At 71.0% G+C, this 17,451-nt stretch carries 16 protein-coding genes; 3 read left to right on the plus strand and 13 right to left on the minus strand.

Annotation, left to right across the window (positions count from 1 at the left end; all coding sequences use genetic code 11):
• Positions 1-11: 11 nt before the first annotated feature.
• From nuoK to R2D22_RS15785, 11 genes are read right to left on the minus strand one after another with little or no spacing between them, the layout of a single operon-like run.
• The gene (gene nuoK / locus R2D22_RS15735; RefSeq protein ID WP_018101339.1) at positions 12-311 is read right to left on the minus strand and encodes an NADH-quinone oxidoreductase subunit NuoK; all 300 of its coding nucleotides are present in this window, start codon (positions 309-311) and stop codon (positions 12-14) included.
• The gene (locus tag R2D22_RS15740) at positions 308-1,135 is read right to left on the minus strand and encodes an NADH-quinone oxidoreductase subunit J (protein WP_318104013.1); all 828 of its coding nucleotides are present in this window, start codon (positions 1,133-1,135) and stop codon (positions 308-310) included. Before R2D22_RS15740 ends, nuoK begins: the two co-directional genes overlap by 4 nt.
• On the minus strand, positions 1,132-1,710 hold the full coding sequence (gene nuoI / locus R2D22_RS15745) for an NADH-quinone oxidoreductase subunit NuoI (RefSeq protein WP_318104015.1): 579 nt from the start codon (positions 1,708-1,710) through the stop codon (positions 1,132-1,134). Before nuoI ends, R2D22_RS15740 begins: the two co-directional genes overlap by 4 nt.
• Positions 1,703-3,064, minus strand: a complete 1,362-nt coding sequence (gene nuoH / locus R2D22_RS15750) for an NADH-quinone oxidoreductase subunit NuoH (protein WP_318104016.1) — start codon at positions 3,062-3,064, stop codon at positions 1,703-1,705. Before nuoH ends, nuoI begins: the two co-directional genes overlap by 8 nt.
• Positions 3,061-5,544 (minus strand): NADH-quinone oxidoreductase subunit G, encoded by a 2,484-nt coding sequence (locus tag R2D22_RS15755; RefSeq protein WP_318104018.1) that lies wholly within the window; start codon positions 5,542-5,544, stop codon positions 3,061-3,063. The genes nuoH and R2D22_RS15755 overlap by 4 nt, the downstream gene beginning before the upstream one ends.
• Complete coding sequence (gene nuoF / locus R2D22_RS15760) at positions 5,541-6,890, minus strand: NADH-quinone oxidoreductase subunit NuoF (protein WP_318104020.1); 1,350 nt, start codon at positions 6,888-6,890, stop codon at positions 5,541-5,543. The genes R2D22_RS15755 and nuoF overlap by 4 nt, the downstream gene beginning before the upstream one ends.
• Positions 6,890-7,633, minus strand: a complete 744-nt coding sequence (nuoE, locus tag R2D22_RS15765; RefSeq protein ID WP_318104022.1) for an NADH-quinone oxidoreductase subunit NuoE — start codon at positions 7,631-7,633, stop codon at positions 6,890-6,892. The genes nuoF and nuoE overlap by 1 nt, the downstream gene beginning before the upstream one ends.
• Positions 7,630-8,955, minus strand: coding sequence for an NADH-quinone oxidoreductase subunit D (locus tag R2D22_RS15770; protein WP_318104024.1), 1,326 nt, complete (start codon positions 8,953-8,955; stop codon positions 7,630-7,632). Before R2D22_RS15770 ends, nuoE begins: the two co-directional genes overlap by 4 nt.
• A complete protein-coding gene (locus R2D22_RS15775; RefSeq protein WP_318104026.1) occupies positions 8,952-9,686 on the minus strand; it encodes an NADH-quinone oxidoreductase subunit C in 735 nt (244 codons plus the stop codon). The genes R2D22_RS15770 and R2D22_RS15775 overlap by 4 nt, the downstream gene beginning before the upstream one ends.
• Positions 9,683-10,237 carry a NuoB/complex I 20 kDa subunit family protein gene (locus R2D22_RS15780; RefSeq protein WP_318104028.1) on the minus strand — a complete coding sequence of 185 codons (555 nt, stop codon included), beginning with the start codon at positions 10,235-10,237 and terminating at the stop codon, positions 9,683-9,685. The genes R2D22_RS15775 and R2D22_RS15780 overlap by 4 nt, the downstream gene beginning before the upstream one ends.
• A gap of 17 nt (positions 10,238-10,254) precedes the next feature.
• Positions 10,255-10,614, minus strand: coding sequence for an NADH-quinone oxidoreductase subunit A (locus R2D22_RS15785; protein ID WP_030494815.1), 360 nt, complete (start codon positions 10,612-10,614; stop codon positions 10,255-10,257).
• A 694-nt stretch (positions 10,615-11,308) separates the two neighbouring features.
• Here R2D22_RS15785 and R2D22_RS15790 point away from each other — a divergent pair.
• A complete protein-coding gene (locus R2D22_RS15790; protein WP_318104049.1) occupies positions 11,309-12,103 on the plus strand; it encodes a C40 family peptidase in 795 nt (264 codons plus the stop codon).
• Between the two features lie 67 nt (positions 12,104-12,170).
• Here the strand turns inward: R2D22_RS15790 and R2D22_RS15795 are convergent, their stop codons facing one another.
• Positions 12,171-13,991 carry an ABC transporter permease gene (locus R2D22_RS15795; protein ID WP_318104052.1) on the minus strand — a complete coding sequence of 607 codons (1,821 nt, stop codon included), beginning with the start codon at positions 13,989-13,991 and terminating at the stop codon, positions 12,171-12,173.
• A 189-nt stretch (positions 13,992-14,180) separates the two neighbouring features.
• Between R2D22_RS15795 and R2D22_RS15800 the strand changes: the two genes are divergently transcribed.
• Both R2D22_RS15800 and R2D22_RS15805 read left to right on the plus strand, forming a co-directional pair.
• The gene (locus tag R2D22_RS15800) at positions 14,181-15,488 is read left to right on the plus strand and encodes a sensor histidine kinase (RefSeq protein WP_318104054.1); all 1,308 of its coding nucleotides are present in this window, start codon (positions 14,181-14,183) and stop codon (positions 15,486-15,488) included.
• A complete protein-coding gene (locus R2D22_RS15805; protein WP_318104056.1) occupies positions 15,485-16,165 on the plus strand; it encodes a response regulator transcription factor in 681 nt (226 codons plus the stop codon). Before R2D22_RS15800 ends, R2D22_RS15805 begins: the two co-directional genes overlap by 4 nt.
• Here R2D22_RS15805 and R2D22_RS15810 read toward each other — a convergent pair.
• Positions 16,162-17,430: a benzoate/H(+) symporter BenE family transporter gene (locus R2D22_RS15810; RefSeq protein ID WP_318104057.1), complete on the minus strand. Its 1,269-nt coding sequence runs from the start codon at positions 17,428-17,430 to the stop codon at positions 16,162-16,164. The genes R2D22_RS15805 and R2D22_RS15810 overlap by 4 nt on opposite strands.
• Positions 17,431-17,451: the final 21 nt, after the last annotated feature.

Here is a 17,451-nt window from a genome sequence, read left to right on the forward strand (position 1 = left end):
GATTCAGCCCCTCACAGCTTCATCAGGCTGGCGTCGTCGACCGAGGCCGAGTGGCGGGAACGGAACAACGACACGATGATCGCGAGGCCGACCACGACCTCGGCGGCGGCGACGACCATCGTGAAGAACGCGATGATCTGACCGTCGAGGTTCCCGTGCATCCGGGAGAAGGTCACGAACGCGAGGTTGCAGGCGTTGAGCATCAGCTCGACGCACATGAAGACCACGATCGCGTTCCGCCGGATCAGCACGCCGGCCGCGCCGATGGTGAACAACAGGGCGGCGAGATAGAGATAGTTGACCGGATTCACCGGTTGGCCTCCTCTTCGTCCCGGTCGCGGCCGAGCCGCTCCTCGGAGCGCTGTTCCAGCGCCTTGAGATCGGCCAGCGCCTCGCTCGACACGTCCCGGATCTGACCGCGCTTGCGCAGGGTCTGCATCACGGAGAGCTCGGCCGGGGTGCCGTCCGGCAGCAGACCGGCGACGTCCACGGCGTTGTGCCGGGCGTAGACGCCGGGGGCGGGCAGCGGCGGCACCTGGGTGCCGCGGCGCACGCGCTGCTCGGCCAGCTCGCGCTGGGTGCGGGCCTTCTCGGTACGCTCCCGGTGGGTGAGCACCATCGCGCCGACGGCCGCGGTGATGAGCAGCGCGCCGGTGATCTCGAAGGCGAAGACGTACTTGGTGAAGATGAGGGCCGCGATGCCCTCGACGTTGCCGCCCTGGGCGCTGTTGGCGGCGCCCAGTCCGGCGAACTCCGTCAGCGAGGCGTTCCCGATGCCGGCGACGAGCAGGATCCCGAAGCCGAGGCCGCAGGCGGCGGCCCACCAGCGCTGGCCCTTCAGCGTCTCCTTCAGCGAGTCGGCGGCCGTGACACCGACCAGCATGACGACGAAGAGGAAGAGCATCATGATCGCGCCGGTGTAGACGACGATCTGGACGATGCCGAGGAAGTACGCGCCGTTGGCCAGGTAGAAGACCGCGAGGATGATCATCGTCCCGGCGAGGCAGAGCGCGCTGTGCACGGCCTTCCTCATCAGGACGGTGCACAGGGCACCGATCACCGCGACGGTGCCGAGGACCCAGAACTGGAAGGCCTCGCCCGTGGAGGTCGTGGCGGCGGCGAGGGCGGCGCTCATGCGTCCACCTCTTCCGGCTCGCCCTTCTCTCCCTCGGAGGCGGCGACCTGACGGACCGTACCCGGCGCGGCCTCACTGACCAGGCCGCGGTAGTAGTCCTGCTCGTCCATGCCGGGGAAGATCGCGTGCGGGGTGTCGACCATGCCCTCTTCGAGACCCGCGAGCAGCTGCTCCTTGGTGTAGATCAGGTTCTCGCGGGAGGAGTCGGCCAGTTCGAACTCGTTGGTCATCGTCAGCGCCCGCGTCGGGCAGGCCTCGATGCAGAGCCCGCACAGGATGCAGCGGGCGTAGTTGATCTGGTAGACGCGGCCGTACCGCTCGCCGGGCGAGTAGCGCTCCTCGTCCGTGTTGTCCGCGCCCTCCACGTAGATGGCGTCGGCCGGACAGGCCCAGGCGCACAGCTCGCAGCCGACGCACTTCTCCAGACCGTCGGGGTGACGGTTGAGCTGGTGCCGGCCGTGGAAGCGCGGCGCCGTCGTCTTCTGCTGCTCCGGGTACTGCTCGGTCAGCCGCTTCTTGAACATGGCCTTGAAGGTCACGCCGAAGCCGGCCACCGGATTCTGGAAATCAGACACCGTCCGTCTCCTTTCCGTCACTCTCGGTAGCAGTATCGGGTCCGCCACTGACAATCAGTTCTCGCTCGGAGCGAGGCCGCCTGCGCGGCACGGGCGGCAGGGTCTGTCCGGGCAGCGGCGGTACGGGGAACCCGCCGGCCATCGGGTCGAACGGGCGCCCGTCCTCGGGCTCGGCCTGCGCGGCCGCGCCGCGCCGGTCGCGGAACATGTCGGCGACGAACGACAGGAGCAGGACGGTGAGCACGGCTCCCGCCACGTACAGCACGATCGTCTGGAAGTCGTAGTTCTCGTTGCGGAGCGCCCGGACGGTGGCGACCAGCATCAGCCAGACGACGGAGACCGGGATGAGGACCTTCCAGCCGAGCTTCATCAGCTGGTCGTAGCGGACGCGGGGCAGCGTGCCGCGCAGCCAGATGAAGAAGAACAGCAGCAGCTGCACCTTGAGGACGAACCAGAGCATCGGCCACCAGCCGTGGTTCGCGCCCTCCCAGAAGGTGGAGACGGGCCACGGGGCCCGCCAGCCGCCCAGGAAGAGCGTCACGGAGACCGCGGAGACCGTCACCATGTTCACGTACTCGGCGAGCATGAACATCGCGAACTTGATGGACGAGTACTCGGTGTTGAACCCGCCGACCAGGTCGCCCTCGGACTCCGGCATGTCGAACGGGGCGCGGTTCGTCTCGCCGACCATGGTGACGACGTAGATGATGAACGACACCGGCAGCAGGACGATGAACCAGCGGTCCGCCTGCGCCTCGACGATCGCCGAGGTCGACATCGACCCGGAGTAGAGGAACACCGAGGCGAACGCGGCGCCCATGGCGATCTCGTACGAGATCATCTGCGCGCACGAGCGCAGGCCGCCGAGCAGCGGGTACGTGGAGCCGGACGACCAGCCGGCGAGCACGATGCCGTAGATGCCGACGGAGGCGATCGCGAGGACGTAGAGCATCGCGATCGGCAGGTCGGTCAGCTGCATCGTGGTGCGGACGCCGAAGATCGAGACCTCGTTGTCCGCGGGGCCGAACGGGATCACGGCGATCGCCATGAAGGCGGGGATCGCGGCGATGATCGGCGCCAGGACGTAGACGACCTTGTCGGCCTTCTTGACGATCACGTCCTCTTTCAGCATCAGCTTGATGCCGTCGGCGAGCGACTGGAGCATGCCCCAGGGGCCGTGCCGGTTGGGTCCGATGCGCAGCTGCATCCAGGCGACGACCTTGCGCTCCCACACGATGGAGAAGAGCACGGTCACCATCAGGAAGGCGAAGCAGAAGACCGCCTTGATCAGCACGAGCCACCAGGGGTCCTGCCCGAACATGGACAGGTCCTCGGCGGCGAGCAGCGTGTTCATGCCTGCACCTCCTTGGACGTCGCCGGGCCGATGCGGACCAGGTCGCCGGGGTGGGCGCCGGTGGTGGAGAGGACCGCGGAGCCGGGCGAGTTCAGCGGGAGCCAGACCACGCGGTCCGGCATGTCCGTGACCTGGAGGGGGAGTTCGACGGTGCCGGCCGGGCCGGTGACCGCGACGACGTCACCGTCCTTCACCCCGGTGTCCGCGGCCGTCGCCGGCGACAGCCGGGCGAGCGCCGCGTGGCGGGTGCCGGCCAGGGCCGTGTCGCCCTCCTGGAGCCTGCCCAGGTCGAGCAGGAGCCGGTGGCCGGCCAGGACGGCCTCGCCGTCGCCGGGCCGGGCCGCGGGCTGCGCCGGCTCCGCGGGCGCGGAGGCCCGCTCGCCGTCCCAGCCGCCGAGCCGGTCCAGCTCGCGCCGGGCAGAGCGCAGGTCGGGCAGCGCCAGATGCGCGTCGAGCGCGTCGGCGAGCATGTGCAGCACCCGGGCGTCGGTCGGCGCGAGCGGCCGGGTCATCTGCTCCGGCTTCAGCGCGGCCTCGAACAGCCGGGCCCTGCCCTCCCAGTTGAGGAAGGTTCCGGACTTCTCCGCGACCGCGGCGACCGGCAGGACCACGTCGGCGCGCTCGGTGACCTCGCTCGGCCGCAGCTCCAGGGAGACCACGAACGCCGCGTCGAGCGCCTCGCGGGCCCGCGCCGGGTCCGGCAGGTCCCCGACCTCGACCGCGCCGACGAGCAGCGCGCCCAGTTCGCCGATGGCCGCGGCCTCGACGATCTGGCCCGTGTCGCGGCCGTAACCGTGCGGGAGTTCCCGTACGCCCCAGGCCGCGGCGACCTCCTCGCGGGCCCGCGGGTCGGTGGCCGGGCGGCCACCGGGCAGCAGCGACGGGATCGCGCCCGCCTCGACCGCGCCCCGCTCACCGGCCCGGCGCGGGATCCACACCAGCCGCGCGCCGGTCGCCGCGGCGAGCCGGACGGCCGCGGTCAGAGCGCCGGGCACGCCCGCGAGCCGCTCGCCGACGGCGATCACGGCCCCCTCGGTGCGCAGCGCCTCGGCCGCCTCGCTGCCCGTGCCCTCCAGGCCGGTACCGGCGGCGAGCGCGTCCAGCCACTCGGGCTCGGTGCCGGGGGCCGCGGGCAGCAGCGTGCCGCCCGCCTTCTCCAGGCCGCGGGTCGCGAACGCGGCGAGCCCGTACGTCTTCTGTCCCTTCTTCCGCCATGCCTTGCGCAGCCGCAGGAAGACTCCGGGGGCCTCCTCCTCCGACTCCAGGCCGGCCAGCAGCACGGCCGGCGCGGCTTCGAGCGAGGTGTACGTGACGCCCGTCCCGTCCAGGTCCCGGCCGCGTCCGGCGACGGCGGAAGCCAGGAAGTCGGCCTCCTCGCTGGAGTGGATCCGGGACCGGAAGTCGACGTCGTTGGTGTCGAGGGCGACCCGGGCGAACTTGGCGTACGCGTACGCGTCCTCGACGGTCAGCCGGCCACCGGCAAGGACGCCGGTGCGCCCGCGGACCAGGCCGCGGGCCGCCGCCTCCAGGGCCTCCGGCCAGGAGGCGGACTCCAGCCGGCCGCTGTCGGGGTTGCGCACCAGGGGCGTGGTGAGCCGGTCGCGCTGCTGCGCGTACCGGAACCCGAACCGCCCCTTGTCGCAGATCCACTCCTCGTTGACCTCGGGGTCCTCTGCCGCGAGCCGCCGCATGACCTTGCCGCGCCGGTGGTCGGTGCGCGTCGCGCAGCCGCCGGCGCAGTGCTCGCAGACGCCCGGCGACGACACGAGGTCGAACGGGCGGGAGCGGAACCGGTACGCCGCCGAGGTCAGCGCGCCGACCGGGCAGATCTGGATCGTGTTGCCGGAGAAGTACGACTCGAACGGGTCGCCCTCGCCGGTGCCGACCTGCTGGAGCGCGCCGCGCTCGATCAGCTCGATCATCGGGTCGCCGGCGACCTGGTTGGAGAACCGGGTGCAGCGCGCGCACAGCACGCACCGCTCGCGGTCGAGCAGCACCTGCGTGGAGATCGGCACCGGCTTCTCGTAGGTCCGCTTCTTCCCCTCGAAGCGGGACTCGGCCTGGCCGTGCGACATCGCCTGGTTCTGCAGCGGGCACTCGCCGCCCTTGTCGCAGACCGGGCAGTCCAGCGGGTGGTTGATGAGCAGCAGCTCCATCACGCCGTGCTGGGCCTTCTCGGCGACCGGCGAGGTCAGCTGCGACCGGACCACCATGCCGTCGGTGCAGGTGATCGTGCAGGAGGCCATCGGCTTGCGCTGGCCCTCGACCTCGACGATGCACTGGCGGCAGGCGCCGGCCGGGTCGAGGAGCGGGTGGTCGCAGAACCGCGGGATCTCGATGCCGAGCTGCTCGGCCGCGCGGATGACCAGGGTCCCCTTGGGGACGGAGATCTCGACGCCGTCGATGGTCAGCGTGACGAGATCCTCCGGCGGTACCGCGGGCGAACCTCCGCCGGACGGGCCGGCCGTGGTGACCGTCATGCCGTCACCTCCTTGTGGTTGTCCGCCCAGGCGGTCGACTTGGCCGGGTCGAAGGGGCAGCCCCGGCCGGTGATGTGCTGCTCGTACTCCTCGCGGAAGTACTTGAGCGAGGAGAAGATCGGGGACGCGGCGCCGTCGCCGAGCGCGCAGAACGACTTGCCGTTGATGTTGTCGGCGATGTCGTTCAGCTTGTCGAGGTCGGACATCACGCCCTTGCCGGCCTCGATGTCACGCAGCAGCTGGACCAGCCAGTACGTCCCCTCGCGGCAGGGCGTGCACTTGCCGCAGGACTCGTGCGCGTAGAACTCGGTCCACCGGGTGACCGCCCGGACCACGCAGGTGGTCTCGTCGAAGCACTGCAGCGCCTTGGTGCCGAGCATCGAGCCGGCCGCGCCGACGCCCTCGTAGTCCAGCGGGACGTCGAGGTGCTCGTCGGTGAACATCGGGGTGGAGGAGCCGCCCGGCGTCCAGAACTTGAGCCGGTGGCCGGGGCGCATCCCGCCGCTCATGTCGAGCAGCTGGCGCAGCGTGATCCCGAGCGGGGCCTCGTACTGGCCGGGCGAGGCGACATGGCCGCTGAGCGAGTACAGCGTGAAGCCGGGGGACTTCTCGCTGCCCATCGACTTGAACCAGTCCTTGCCCCGGTTGATGATCGCGGGAACGGACGCGATGGACTCGACGTTGTTCACCACGGTGGGGCAGGCGTACAGACCGGCGACCGCGGGGAAGGGGGGACGCAGCCGGGGCTGGCCGCGGCGCCCTTCGAGCGAGTCGAGCAGCGCGGTCTCCTCGCCGCAGATGTACGCGCCCGCGCCCGCGTGCACGGTGAGTTCGAGGTCGAGTCCGCTGCCGAGGATGTCCGTGCCGAGGTACCCGGCCTCGTACGCCTCACGGACCGCCTCGTGGAGCCGCCGCAGGACGGGCACGACCTCGCCGCGCAGATAGATGAAGGCATGGTTCGAGCGGATCGCGTAGCAGGCGATCACGATGCCCTCGATGAGGGAGTGCGGGTTGGCGAAGAGCAGCGGGATGTCCTTGCAGGTGCCCGGCTCGGACTCGTCCGCGTTGACGACGAGGTAGTGCGGCTTGCCGTCGCCCTGCGGGATGAACTGCCACTTCATCCCGGTGGGGAAGCCCGCGCCGCCGCGGCCTCGCAGACCCGAGTCCTTTACGTACGCGATGAGGTCGTCGGGCGACATCGCGAGGGCCTTGCGGAGGCCCTCGTAGCCCTCGTGCCGCTTGTACGTCTCCAGCGTCCAGGAGTCAGGCTGGTCCCAGAACGCCGAGAGGACGGGCGCGAGAAGCTTCTCGGGGCTGCTGTTGTTGAGCTCGGCTGCCAAGGTCATCACTCCCCCTCCCCACTGGCTGCTTCGCCACGCGGGTGGACGATCTTGTGGTGCGGGGTCTCGCCCTTGGCCAGGCGGAGCCCGACGAGCGAAGCGGGGCCGGCTCCGCCGGTGGCCTCGACGGCGCCCTCGCGCGCGTCGGGGAAGCCGGCCAGGATCCGCGCGGTCTCCTTGAAGGTGCACAGCGGCGCGCCGCGGGTCGGGGCGACGGGCCGGCCGGCCCGGAGGTCGTCCACCATCCGGCGGGCTGACTCGGGCGTCTGGTTGTCGAAGAACTCCCAGTTGACCATCACGACGGGCGCGAAGTCGCAGGCCGCGTTGCACTCGATGTGCTCCAGCGTGACCTTGCCGTCCTCGGTGGTCCCGTTGTTGTCGACGCCGAGGTGCTCCTTCAGCTCCTCGAAGATGGCGTCGCCGCCCATGACCGCGCAGAGCGTGTTGGTACAGACGCCGACCTGGTAGTCGCCGGACTCCTTGCGCCGGTACATCGTGTAGAAGGTGGCGACGGCGGTGACCTCGGCGGTGGTCAGCTCCAGCATGTCGGCGCAGAACCGCATGCCGGTGCGGGTCACGTACCCCTCCTCCGCCTGCACGAGGTGCAGCATCGGCAGGAGGGCGGAGCGGGACCCCGGATAGCGGGCGATGATCTCCCTCGCGTCCGCCTCGAGGCGGGCCCGGACGTCGGCCGGGTAGTCGGGGGCGGGGAGCTGGGGCATCCCGAGACTGGTGTGTCCGTCCGTCATCGGTCGACGCCTCCCATCACGGGGTCGATGGACGCGACGGCCACGATGACGTCGGCGACCTGGCCGCCCTCGCACATCGCGGCCATGGCCTGGAGGTTGGTGAACGACGGGTCGCGGAAGTGGACCCGGAACGGGCGGGTTCCGCCGTCGGAGACGACATGGACGCCCAGCTCGCCCTTGGGGGACTCGACGGCCGCGTACGCCTGGCCGGCCGGGACCCGGAAGCCCTCGGTCACCAGCTTGAAGTGGTGGATCAGGGACTCCATGGAGGTGCCCATGATCTTCTTGATGTGGTCGAGCGAGTTGCCGAGGCCGTCCGGGCCGAGTGCCAGCTGCGCGGGCCAGGCGATCTTCTTGTCGCCGACCATGACCGGTCCGGGCTCCAGGCGGTCGAGGCACTGCTCGACGATCCGCAGCGACTGGCGCATCTCCTCCAGGCGGACGAGGAAACGGCCATACGAGTCGCAGCTGTCGGCCGTCGCCACCTCGAAGTCGTAGGTCTCGTAGCCGCAGTACGGGTCGGTCTTGCGCAGGTCGTGCGGGAGGCCCGCGGAGCGCAGGATCGGTCCGGTGGCGCCCAGCGCCATGCAGCCGGTGAGGTCGAGGTAGCCGACGTCCTGCATGCGGGCCTTGAAGATGGGGTTGCCGGTGGCGAGCTTGTCGTACTCCGGCAGGTTCTTCTTCATGGTCTTCACGAACTCCCGCACCGCGTCGACCGCGCCGGGCGGCAGGTCCTGGGCGAGGCCGCCGGGGCGGATGAACGCGTGGTTCATGCGCAGGCCGGTGATCAGCTCGTACAGGTCCAGGATCATCTCGCGGTCCCGGAAGCCGTAGATCATGATCGTGGTGGCGCCGAGCTCCATGCCGCCGGTGGCGATGCAGACCAGGTGCGAGGAGAGCCGGTTGAGCTCCATCAGCAGGACGCGGATGATGCTCGCCCGGTCCGGGATCTGGTCGGTGATGCCGAGCAGCTTCTCGACGCCCAGGCAGTACGCCGTCTCGTTGTAGAACGAGGTGAGGTAGTCCATGCGGGTGACGAAGGTGGTGCCCTGCGTCCAGGTCCGGTACTCGAGGTTCTTCTCGATGCCGGTGTGGAGGTAGCCGATGCCGCAGCGGGCCTCGGTGACGGTCTCGCCGTCGATCTCCAGGATGAGCCGGAGCACGCCGTGCGTGGACGGGTGCTGGGGACCCATGTTGACGACGATCCGCTCGTCGTCGGCCTTGGCCGCGGACCGGACGACCTCGTCCCAGTCGCCGCCGGTGACCGTGTAGACGGTCCCCTCGGTGGTCTCGCGTGCAGAGGACGCGTTGGGGCTGGTCACGAGTACGACCTCCGCTGGTCCGGAGCCGGGATCTGGGCGCCCTTGTACTCGACGGCGATGCCGCCGAGGGGGTAGTCCTTGCGCTGCGGGTGGCCCTGCCAGTCGTCCGGCATCATGATCCGGGTGAGGGCGGGGTGGCCGTCGAAGACGATGCCGAAGAAGTCGTACGTCTCGCGCTCGTGCCAGTCGTTCGTCGGATAGACCGGGACGAGCGACGGGATGTGCGGGTCGGCGTCGGGCGCCGAGACCTCCAGGCGGATCAGCCGGCCGTGGGTGAGCGAGCGCAGGTGGTAGACCGCGTGCAGTTCGCGTCCCTTGTCGCCCGGGTAGTGGACGCCGGAGACGCCGGTACAGAGCTCGAAGCGGAGCGCGGGGTCGTCGCGCAGGGTGCGGGCGACGCGGACGAGGTGCTCGCGCGCGATGTGGAAGGTCAGCTCGTCGCGGTCGACGACGGTCTTCTCGATCGCGTTCTCGGGGACGAGGCCCTGCTCTTCGAGGGCGCCCTCCAGCTCGTCGGCCACCTCGTCGAACCAGTCGCCGCCGTACGGGCGGGTGGCCGGTCCCGGCAGACGTACGGAGCGGACGAGGCCGCCGTAGCCGGAGGTGTCGCCGCCGTTGTTGGCGCCGAACATGCCGCGCTGGACGCGGACCTCCTCGCCGTGCTCGCCGCGCTGGCCCGGCAGGTTCTGCGCGCTGAGGTCCTTCTCGGGGTTGGGGGTCTCGTCACTCACCGGAGCAGGCCCTTCAGCTCGATCGTCGGCAGGGCCTTGAGCGCCGCCTCCTCCGCCTCGCGGGCGGCCTCCTCGGCGTTCACGCCGAGCTTGGAGGTCTGGATCTTCTGGTGGAGCTTGAGGATCGCGTCCATCAGCATCTCCGGGCGCGGCGGGCAACCCGGCAAATAGATGTCAACCGGAACAATGTGATCAACACCCTGCACAATCGCGTAATTATTGAACATTCCGCCCGATGAAGCGCAAACCCCCATGGAGATCACCCACTTGGGGTTGGGCATCTGGTCGTAGACCTGGCGCAGGACGGGCGCCATCTTCTGGCTGACCCGACCGGCCACGATCATCAGGTCGGCCTGGCGCGGCGAGCCGCGGAAGACCTCCATGCCGAAGCGCGCCAGGTCGTAGCGGCCGGCGCCGGTGGTCATCATCTCGATGGCGCAGCAGGCGAGGCCGAAGGTGGCGGGGAAGACGGACGCCTTGCGCACCCAGCCCGCGGCCTGTTCGACCGTCGTCAGCAGAAAGCCGCTCGGCAGTTTCTCTTCGAGTCCCATGGGTGCTCCTCAGCCCCTCAGTCCCATTCCAGGCCGCCGCGCCGCCACACGTAGGCGTAGGCGACGAAGACGGTGAGCACGAAGAGCAGCATCTCCACGAGCCCGAAAAGCCCCAGGGCGTCGAAGGTGACGGCCCAGGGGTAGAGGAAGACGATCTCGATGTCGAAGACGATGAAGAGCATCGCCGTCAGGTAGTACTTGATGGGGAAGCGGCCGCCTCCGGCCGGAGTGGGCGTCGGCTCGATACCGCACTCGTACGCCTCAAGTTTGGCCCGGTTGTACCTTTTTGGGCCGATAAGCGTGGCCATGACCACGGAGAAGATCGCAAACCCTGCGCCGAGGGCACCGAGCACGAGGATGGGCGCGTACGCATTCATGCTCCTCGCTCCTTCCAGTCGTCCTTGACCGTTGGACCGCACCGGGCATCCCGTCTCGCCGCCTCGCGAAGATCGTGCACATGTGAGGCAGTTCACAAGCCCGACTGCCCCGCATCTTATGCCTGCCTCTCTGTGATCTGCGACACGGGGTACACCAAGGACTTTGTGATCTCCACCACCTGACGAAGGATCATGAAGTCGGATGAGCGGTGATCTTGACACGCGAAGCACGCAGGTGATCACCAGATGTGACATCCGCACCGGAAATCGCTGGTCGGAGGGGTGCCGCACTACCAAGCCGTGGGCAGTACAAGCAAATTGGCAGTGGACTGCGACGCGGTGATATAGGCGGTCCGCCGTCGCTCGGTCGGGGGGCCGGCGGTACGGAAGTGGACACGCGGGCGCCTTCGCGTACCCGAGACCGCCCGGGCGACCCTTAGGTGTGACCTGCATCACATCACGAGAGCCCGAAAAAAGCGGGGCTTGGCCACCGGCGTGAAGGAGTGGTAAGCGCGGGTCAATTCGGGCGTTTCGATGAAAACCCTTGATCAAGCCCCTGATGGGTCGCGCCCGTATTGTCCGTTGTGCCGTCAATAAGGCTGGGAGGGAAGCGGATTATGAGGTTCCGAACGTAACTGTGGCGCAACACACGTTTCTTGAAGGGAACCCGTGGGGGCTGATAGCGGTTGTACTCATGTCCCACACCGCTCACATACCCAGCCACCGGAAGCCCCGCCGCAGCGCCTCGAAGCTCGCGCTCCGGGCCGGAGTTGCCGGTGGCGTCCTCAGCACCATCGCGGTGGCCGGTGCTGCCGGGCCGGCGAATGCCGAGCCGGTGACCGAGACCATCGAGATGCCCACGATCGGCTCGCTCGACACGGAGCTGTCGACCGCCGTCGCCGCCGCCGCCGACGCCTCCCAGCAGGAGGCGCTCGACCTGGAACTCCGCGTCCAGGAGAACGCCGCCAACGTGCAGGCCGCCAAGGCCGCCAAGAAGGCCAAGGCCGAGGCGGAGCGCAAGGCGGACGCCGAGCGCGCCGAGAAGGCCCGCGAGTCCCAGGAGCGCGCCTCCCGCACCTCCGCGCGCACCTCGCTCTCCGCCGGCGGCTCGTCCTACGGCACGCAGCAGGCGACCGGCTCCGCGGCCGCGATCGTCGCCTTCGTCAAGGCGCAGATCGGCGACTCGTACGTCATGGGCAGCACCGGTCCCAACTCCTGGGACTGCTCCGGCCTGGTCCAGGCCGCCTACCGCCAGGCCAACATCGACCTGCCGCGCATCTCCAGCGACCAGTCGAGCATGGGCCGGTCCGTCTCCCTGGACAGCCTGCAGCCCGGCGACATCCTCTACTGGGGCAGCCGCAGCGGCTCGTACCACGTGGCGATCTACATCGGCGGCGGCCAGTGGGTCGGCGCGCAGAACCCGTCCACCGGCGTCGTCGAGCGCTCCCTGGACTGGGACCGCCCGTCCGGCGCGGTGCGCATCCTCTGATCTCCGCTCTTCATACGGGCGAAGGGCCTCACTCCTCGGGGGAGTGAGGCCCTTCGCCCGTTTCGCTTCATTCCGTCCGCAATGCCGTGGCCGTACGGGCCCTGGCGGCCCAGCCCGCCGGGAGCAGGGCGCCCAGCACGGCGATGACGATCCCGGCCAGGCACAGCAGGACGAGCTCCGGAGTGTCGTACACCTGGAGGACCGACGGCGGCAGTTCCGTGTCCGAGGCGTGCCCCATCACCGGCAGCACGTAGCCGTGCAGCGCGATCCCGGCCGGCGCGCCGAGCAGTCCGCCGACCACGCCGATCCCCGCCACCGAGGCGAGCACGAGGCTCACGGTCTGCCGCGGCGTCATGCCGATCGCCTTGCAGACGCCGAGATCGTGAACGCGTTCCCGGGTGTCGAGGACGACGGAGTTGAGCACGCCGAGGCCCGCCACGGAGACCAGCATGAGAGTGAGCAGCACCGCCATGGCCTCCAGGATCAGGATGGTGTTCTCCCCCTCCGAGGAGGAGTTGGCCATGACTTCGCCCCCCAGCGGCCGCACCACGGCGGCGAGCTTCTCGGCGTACTCGGCGGGCAGGACACCCGGCTTCACGTCGACGAGGAAGACGTCGGGCCGGAGCGCCGGGAAGTCGGCGAGGTCCGCGTGGATCTCCAGCTGTTCGTCCGAGGTGTCGAAGGCCTCGCCGACGATCCGCAGCGACGCCGTGTGCTGCCGGAGTGTCACCCGTACCGTGTCGCCGATCTCGGTGCCGGTCCGCTCCAGGAAGCGCGACGGCACCACGAGCTGGCCGCGGCCGGTGATCCAGTGTCCGGAGATCATCGCGTAGGCGCCGGAGCCCGCGTCGCCCTGGTAGAGGGCGGCCCTGACCGGGACGGAGACCCCGGCGACCGTGGCGTCCTCCAAGGTCTTGCCGTAGTACGAGGAGGTGCCCGGCTGCGCGTCGATCGCGGCGCGCATCTTCGCCGGGTCGGCTCCGACGGGTTTCTGGCCGGTCTGCTGGGGCTGCCGGCTCCGACCCGCGGGCGAAGGTCCCGCGTTGGCGCCCGGTACGCCGCCGAGGACGGTGACAGCGGCGTGCTCCTCGGGGTCCTGGATCTCGCCGACCACGTTCAACGAGCCGGTCAGCCCCAGCGCGAAGGTCGCCGCGATCGTGCCGAAGGCCACCGCCAGCAGCATCGCGAGCGTGCGGACCGGGTGGGCGAAGGGACTGGCGAGGCCGTAGGTCACCGCCCGCGGCAGCGGCAGCCGTCCCACCGCGCGGTGCGCCCACCGGCCCCGTCCGGTACGCGGCGCCCGGCCGACGGCGATGGCCTCGACCGTACGCAGCCTCCCGGCACGCAGCGCGGGCACCAGCGCCGCGAGCGCGACGACGAGCAGCGCGGCGGCCGGCACGACGAGGTCCACCCACCAGGCCACCGTGAGCGAGGCGGTGCCGTACACCGACTCGGTGTCCTCGAGCAGCGGCACCGCCAGGACGTTGCCGAGGCCGACCCCCAGTGCGATGCCCGCTCCGGCCGGGACGAGCGCCTGCGCGACGTAGGCCCGTACGACCTCGGCCGGGGTGAAGCCGATGGCCTTCAGCACCCCGATTCTGCGCAGGCCGGTGCCGACCGCACCGCTGATCACACTGCCGATGATGATCACGGACATCACGATGCCGAGCACACCGAACGCGATCAGGAACGGGATGGTCGGCGCCGCGCCCTGGTCGGCGGCGCGCTTGGTGTCCAGCCAGGACTCGCTGCCCAGCAGCGCTGCGGATGGGACGGCGGCGGCGAGCTTCTTCCGCTGGGCGGCGATCTCCTCCTTGGTCCCCGCGGAGTCGAAGCGGTAGAGCATCTGGCCGGTGACCGGGCTGTTCTTCGACGCCAGCGCGCGCACCTGGGCGGCGGTGGCCCAGGCGTCGGTAGGAGCGGGCGGGCGGCGGGCGCGTCGGCCGCGGCACCGACATCGGGCCCTCCCCGCGAAGGATCCTGCCGCGGCGTCATCCCTGCGGCGTACTCCTCACGGGCAGGTCCCCGGCCGCACAGGCTGATGCGGTCCTGAGCGGACGGGTCGCACAATGAGCCCGTGGACACGGGCGGGTGGGGCGGATGGCGCGGGCGGCGCGGATGGCGCGAATGGCACCGGCAACTGCCCGACGCGCTGCGCCCGGAGGCGAGGCCGGCACCGCTGTCGCGGCGGGCGTTCCGCTTCGACGTGGTGCTGGCGGTCGTGCTGACCGTCGTCTCGCTGGTCGTCGCGGTGCGCTACCCCGACAGCGGGCCGGTCCGCATCAAGGGGGACGCGCCGTTCCCGCTGCCTCCGGAGCCGCCGCCGGTCGTCCCGCTGCGGGAGGCCGAGCCCTCGTCGGCGATCTGGCCGCTCGTCGTGCTGTCGGCGCTGCCGCTGGCGTACCGGCGCCGGTATCCGCTCACCGTGTTCGCGGTGGTGCTGGGCGCGACGTTGGTCATGGTCGACGACGCCACCTGGATGAACGTGCTGACCTGCGTCATCGGCGCCTTCAGCGCCGTCGTCCACAGCCGTCACCGGATGGGGGCGATGGCCGGACTGGTCGTCGCCGCCGTGCTCGCGGGCCTCGCCTTCCGGGAGACGGAGCCGATTCTTCCGGGCTGGACGAGCCCGGCGGTCGTGCTGCTGATCGCCGGGGTGTCGGCGGCTCTGGTCCGGTTCTGGCAGCGGCAGCTGGTGGCGAGCAGAGACCGGTACGCGCGACTGCGGGAGGCCCAGGACGAGGCCACCCGCCGGGCCGTCGAGGAGGAGAGGTCCCGGATCGCCGCCGAACTGCACGACGTGGTGACCCACAATGTGAGCGTGATGGTCATCCAGGCGGGTGCGGCACGCAAGGTGATGGACACGGCGCCCGAGCGGTCGAAGCAGGCGCTGCTCGCGGTCGAGGCGGGGGGACGGGCTGCCATGGCCGAACTGCGCCATGTGATGGGCCTGTTGGCGGCCCCGGACCACGAGCGCCCGGACGGCTTCGAACCCCAGCCGGGGCTCGGCCGGCTCGACGCCCTGGCCGACCGGGTCCGCGCGGCGGGGACGCCGGTGCGGGTCGCCGTGTCGCTGCCGCCGGACCCGCTGCCGCCCGGGGTGGACCTCGCGGCGTACCGGGTCGTCCAGGAGGCGCTGACGAACACCATCAAGCACGCGCCGGGCGCCGAGGCCGCCGTCGTGATCGGCCACCGGGAGCACTGGCTGGAGATCGAGGTGACGAACACCGGCGGGGTACGGGACGACGCGCCGGCGGACGGCAACGGCCGGGGCCTCATCGGCCTGCGGGAGCGGCTGGCGGTCTACCGGGGCGAACTGACGTCCGGGCCGACCCTCTCCGGGGGCTGGCGGATCGCGGCGCGGGTCCCGTGGAGGACCGCATGAGCGGGACACCGCTGCGCGCCGTCATCGCCGACGACCAGGCCCTGGTGCGCACGGGCTTCGGCATGATCCTCGCCGCGGACGGCATCGAGGTGACGGCCGAGGCGGCCGACGGGGCGGAGGCCGTCGCCGCGGTCCGCCGGACCCGGCCCGACGTCGTCCTCATGGACATCCGGATGCCGGAGATGGACGGCATCGAGGCGACCCGGCGCATCCTCGCCGACGGCGGCCCGGACGGCGCCCGGGTCATCATCCTCACGACGTACGACCTCGACCACTACGTGTACGCCGCGATGACCGCCGGCGCCAGCGGCTTCCTGCTCAAGGACGTCAGCCCGGAGCATCTGGTGGCCGCCGTGCGCATGGTGCAGTCCGGCGACGCGCTGCTCGCGCCGGCGATCACCCGCCGGCTGATCGAGCGCTTCGCGCAGCCCGACGAGGTGAAGGCCGCCTCCCTGCACCGGGACCTGTCCGGCCTGACCCCGCGCGAGCTCGAGGTGCTGCGCCTGCTCGCGACGGGCCTCAGCAACGCAGAACTCGCCGAGCGCCTGGTCCTCAGCCCGACCACGGTCAAGACCCACATCGGCCGCATCCTGTCGAAACTGGACCTGCGCGACCGGGTCCAGGCCGTGATCCTGGCGTACGAGACAGGGCTCATCGCGCCGGGCGGCGGGGTCTAGCGCGCGGCGCCGGTGGTCTCGGCCGCCGTCCCGGGTGCCGGCTCGGACGCCGGACCGGGGGTTCCCGCCAGGGCGGCCGGATCGCCGTCGGCCCGGCGGGCCTCGGCCAGGAAGTACGTGAGGAGGCCGGCGAGGAGCCCCCAGAAGGGGGAGCCGACGCCGGCGATGGTCACCCCGGAGGCCGTCGCCAGGAAGGTCACCACCGCGGCCTCGCGGCCCCGTTCGGCCGCGACCGTCCGCACCAGGCTCCCCGACAGGGCGCCGAGCAGCGCCACCCCGGCCAGCGTCGCGACGAGCGCGTCGGGCAGGCCGGTGAACAGCGCCACCAGTGTCGAGCCGAAGCAGCCGACCACCAGATAGCCGACCCCGCAGCTCACCCCGGCGACCCAGCGCCGCGCCGGGTCCGGGTGCGCGTCCGGGCCGGTGCAGATCGCGGCCGTGATCGCCGCAGGGTTGACGGCGTGCGAACCGAACGGCGCGAGCAGCACCGACACCGCGCCCGTCGTCCCGCACACCACCCGCTCGTCGGGCGTGTAGCCGTCGGCCCGCAGCACGGCCATGCCCGGCGCGTACTGACCGGCGAGGGTCGCCACGAGCATCGGCACGCCGATGCCGACGAGCGCCCCGACGGAGAACTCCGGCACGGTCAGGTGCGGCAGGGCCAGCCCGGCGCCCGGCACGGCCACGTCCAGGCCGCCGGTCGCACCGGCGACGACGAGGCCGACGGCGAGCGCGCACACCACCGCGTACGTGGGCAGGAACCGCCGCGCCAGCAGGTAGCCGAGCAGCATCCCGCCGGCGAGCAGCGGCGCGGAGCGGACCGAGGTGAAGATCCCGGTCCCGAACGAGAAGAGGATCCCGGCCAGCATCGCCGAGACGACGCCCTCCGGGATCCGGGCGAGGAGGCGGGTGAACACCCCGGTCGCCGTCAGGGCCGTGGCCGCCACGCCCGCCACCACGAACGCGCCGACCGCCTCGGCGTACCCGTGCTGCGGCAGCGCCGTGACGAGGATCGCCGCGCCCGGCGTCGAGAACGCCGTGATGATCGGCGCCCTGCTCCACCAGCTCAGCCCGAGGCAGGTCAGGCCGGCCCCGATGGACACGGCCCAGACCCACGACGAGCTCTGCGCGGCGGTCAGCCCGGCGGCGTCGGCCGCGGCCAGGATGATCGCCAGCGGCCCCGCGTACGAGACGGTCATGGCCACGATCCCGGCGGTCACCGCCGTCCACGGCAGCCGCCGGATCTCCGATATGTGCGTGGTCATGATGTTGTGTCATCCCCCGAA

This window comes from Streptomyces sp. HUAS YS2 (assembly GCF_033343995.1).
GTDB lineage: Bacteria > Actinomycetota > Actinomycetes > Streptomycetales > Streptomycetaceae > Streptomyces > Streptomyces solicathayae.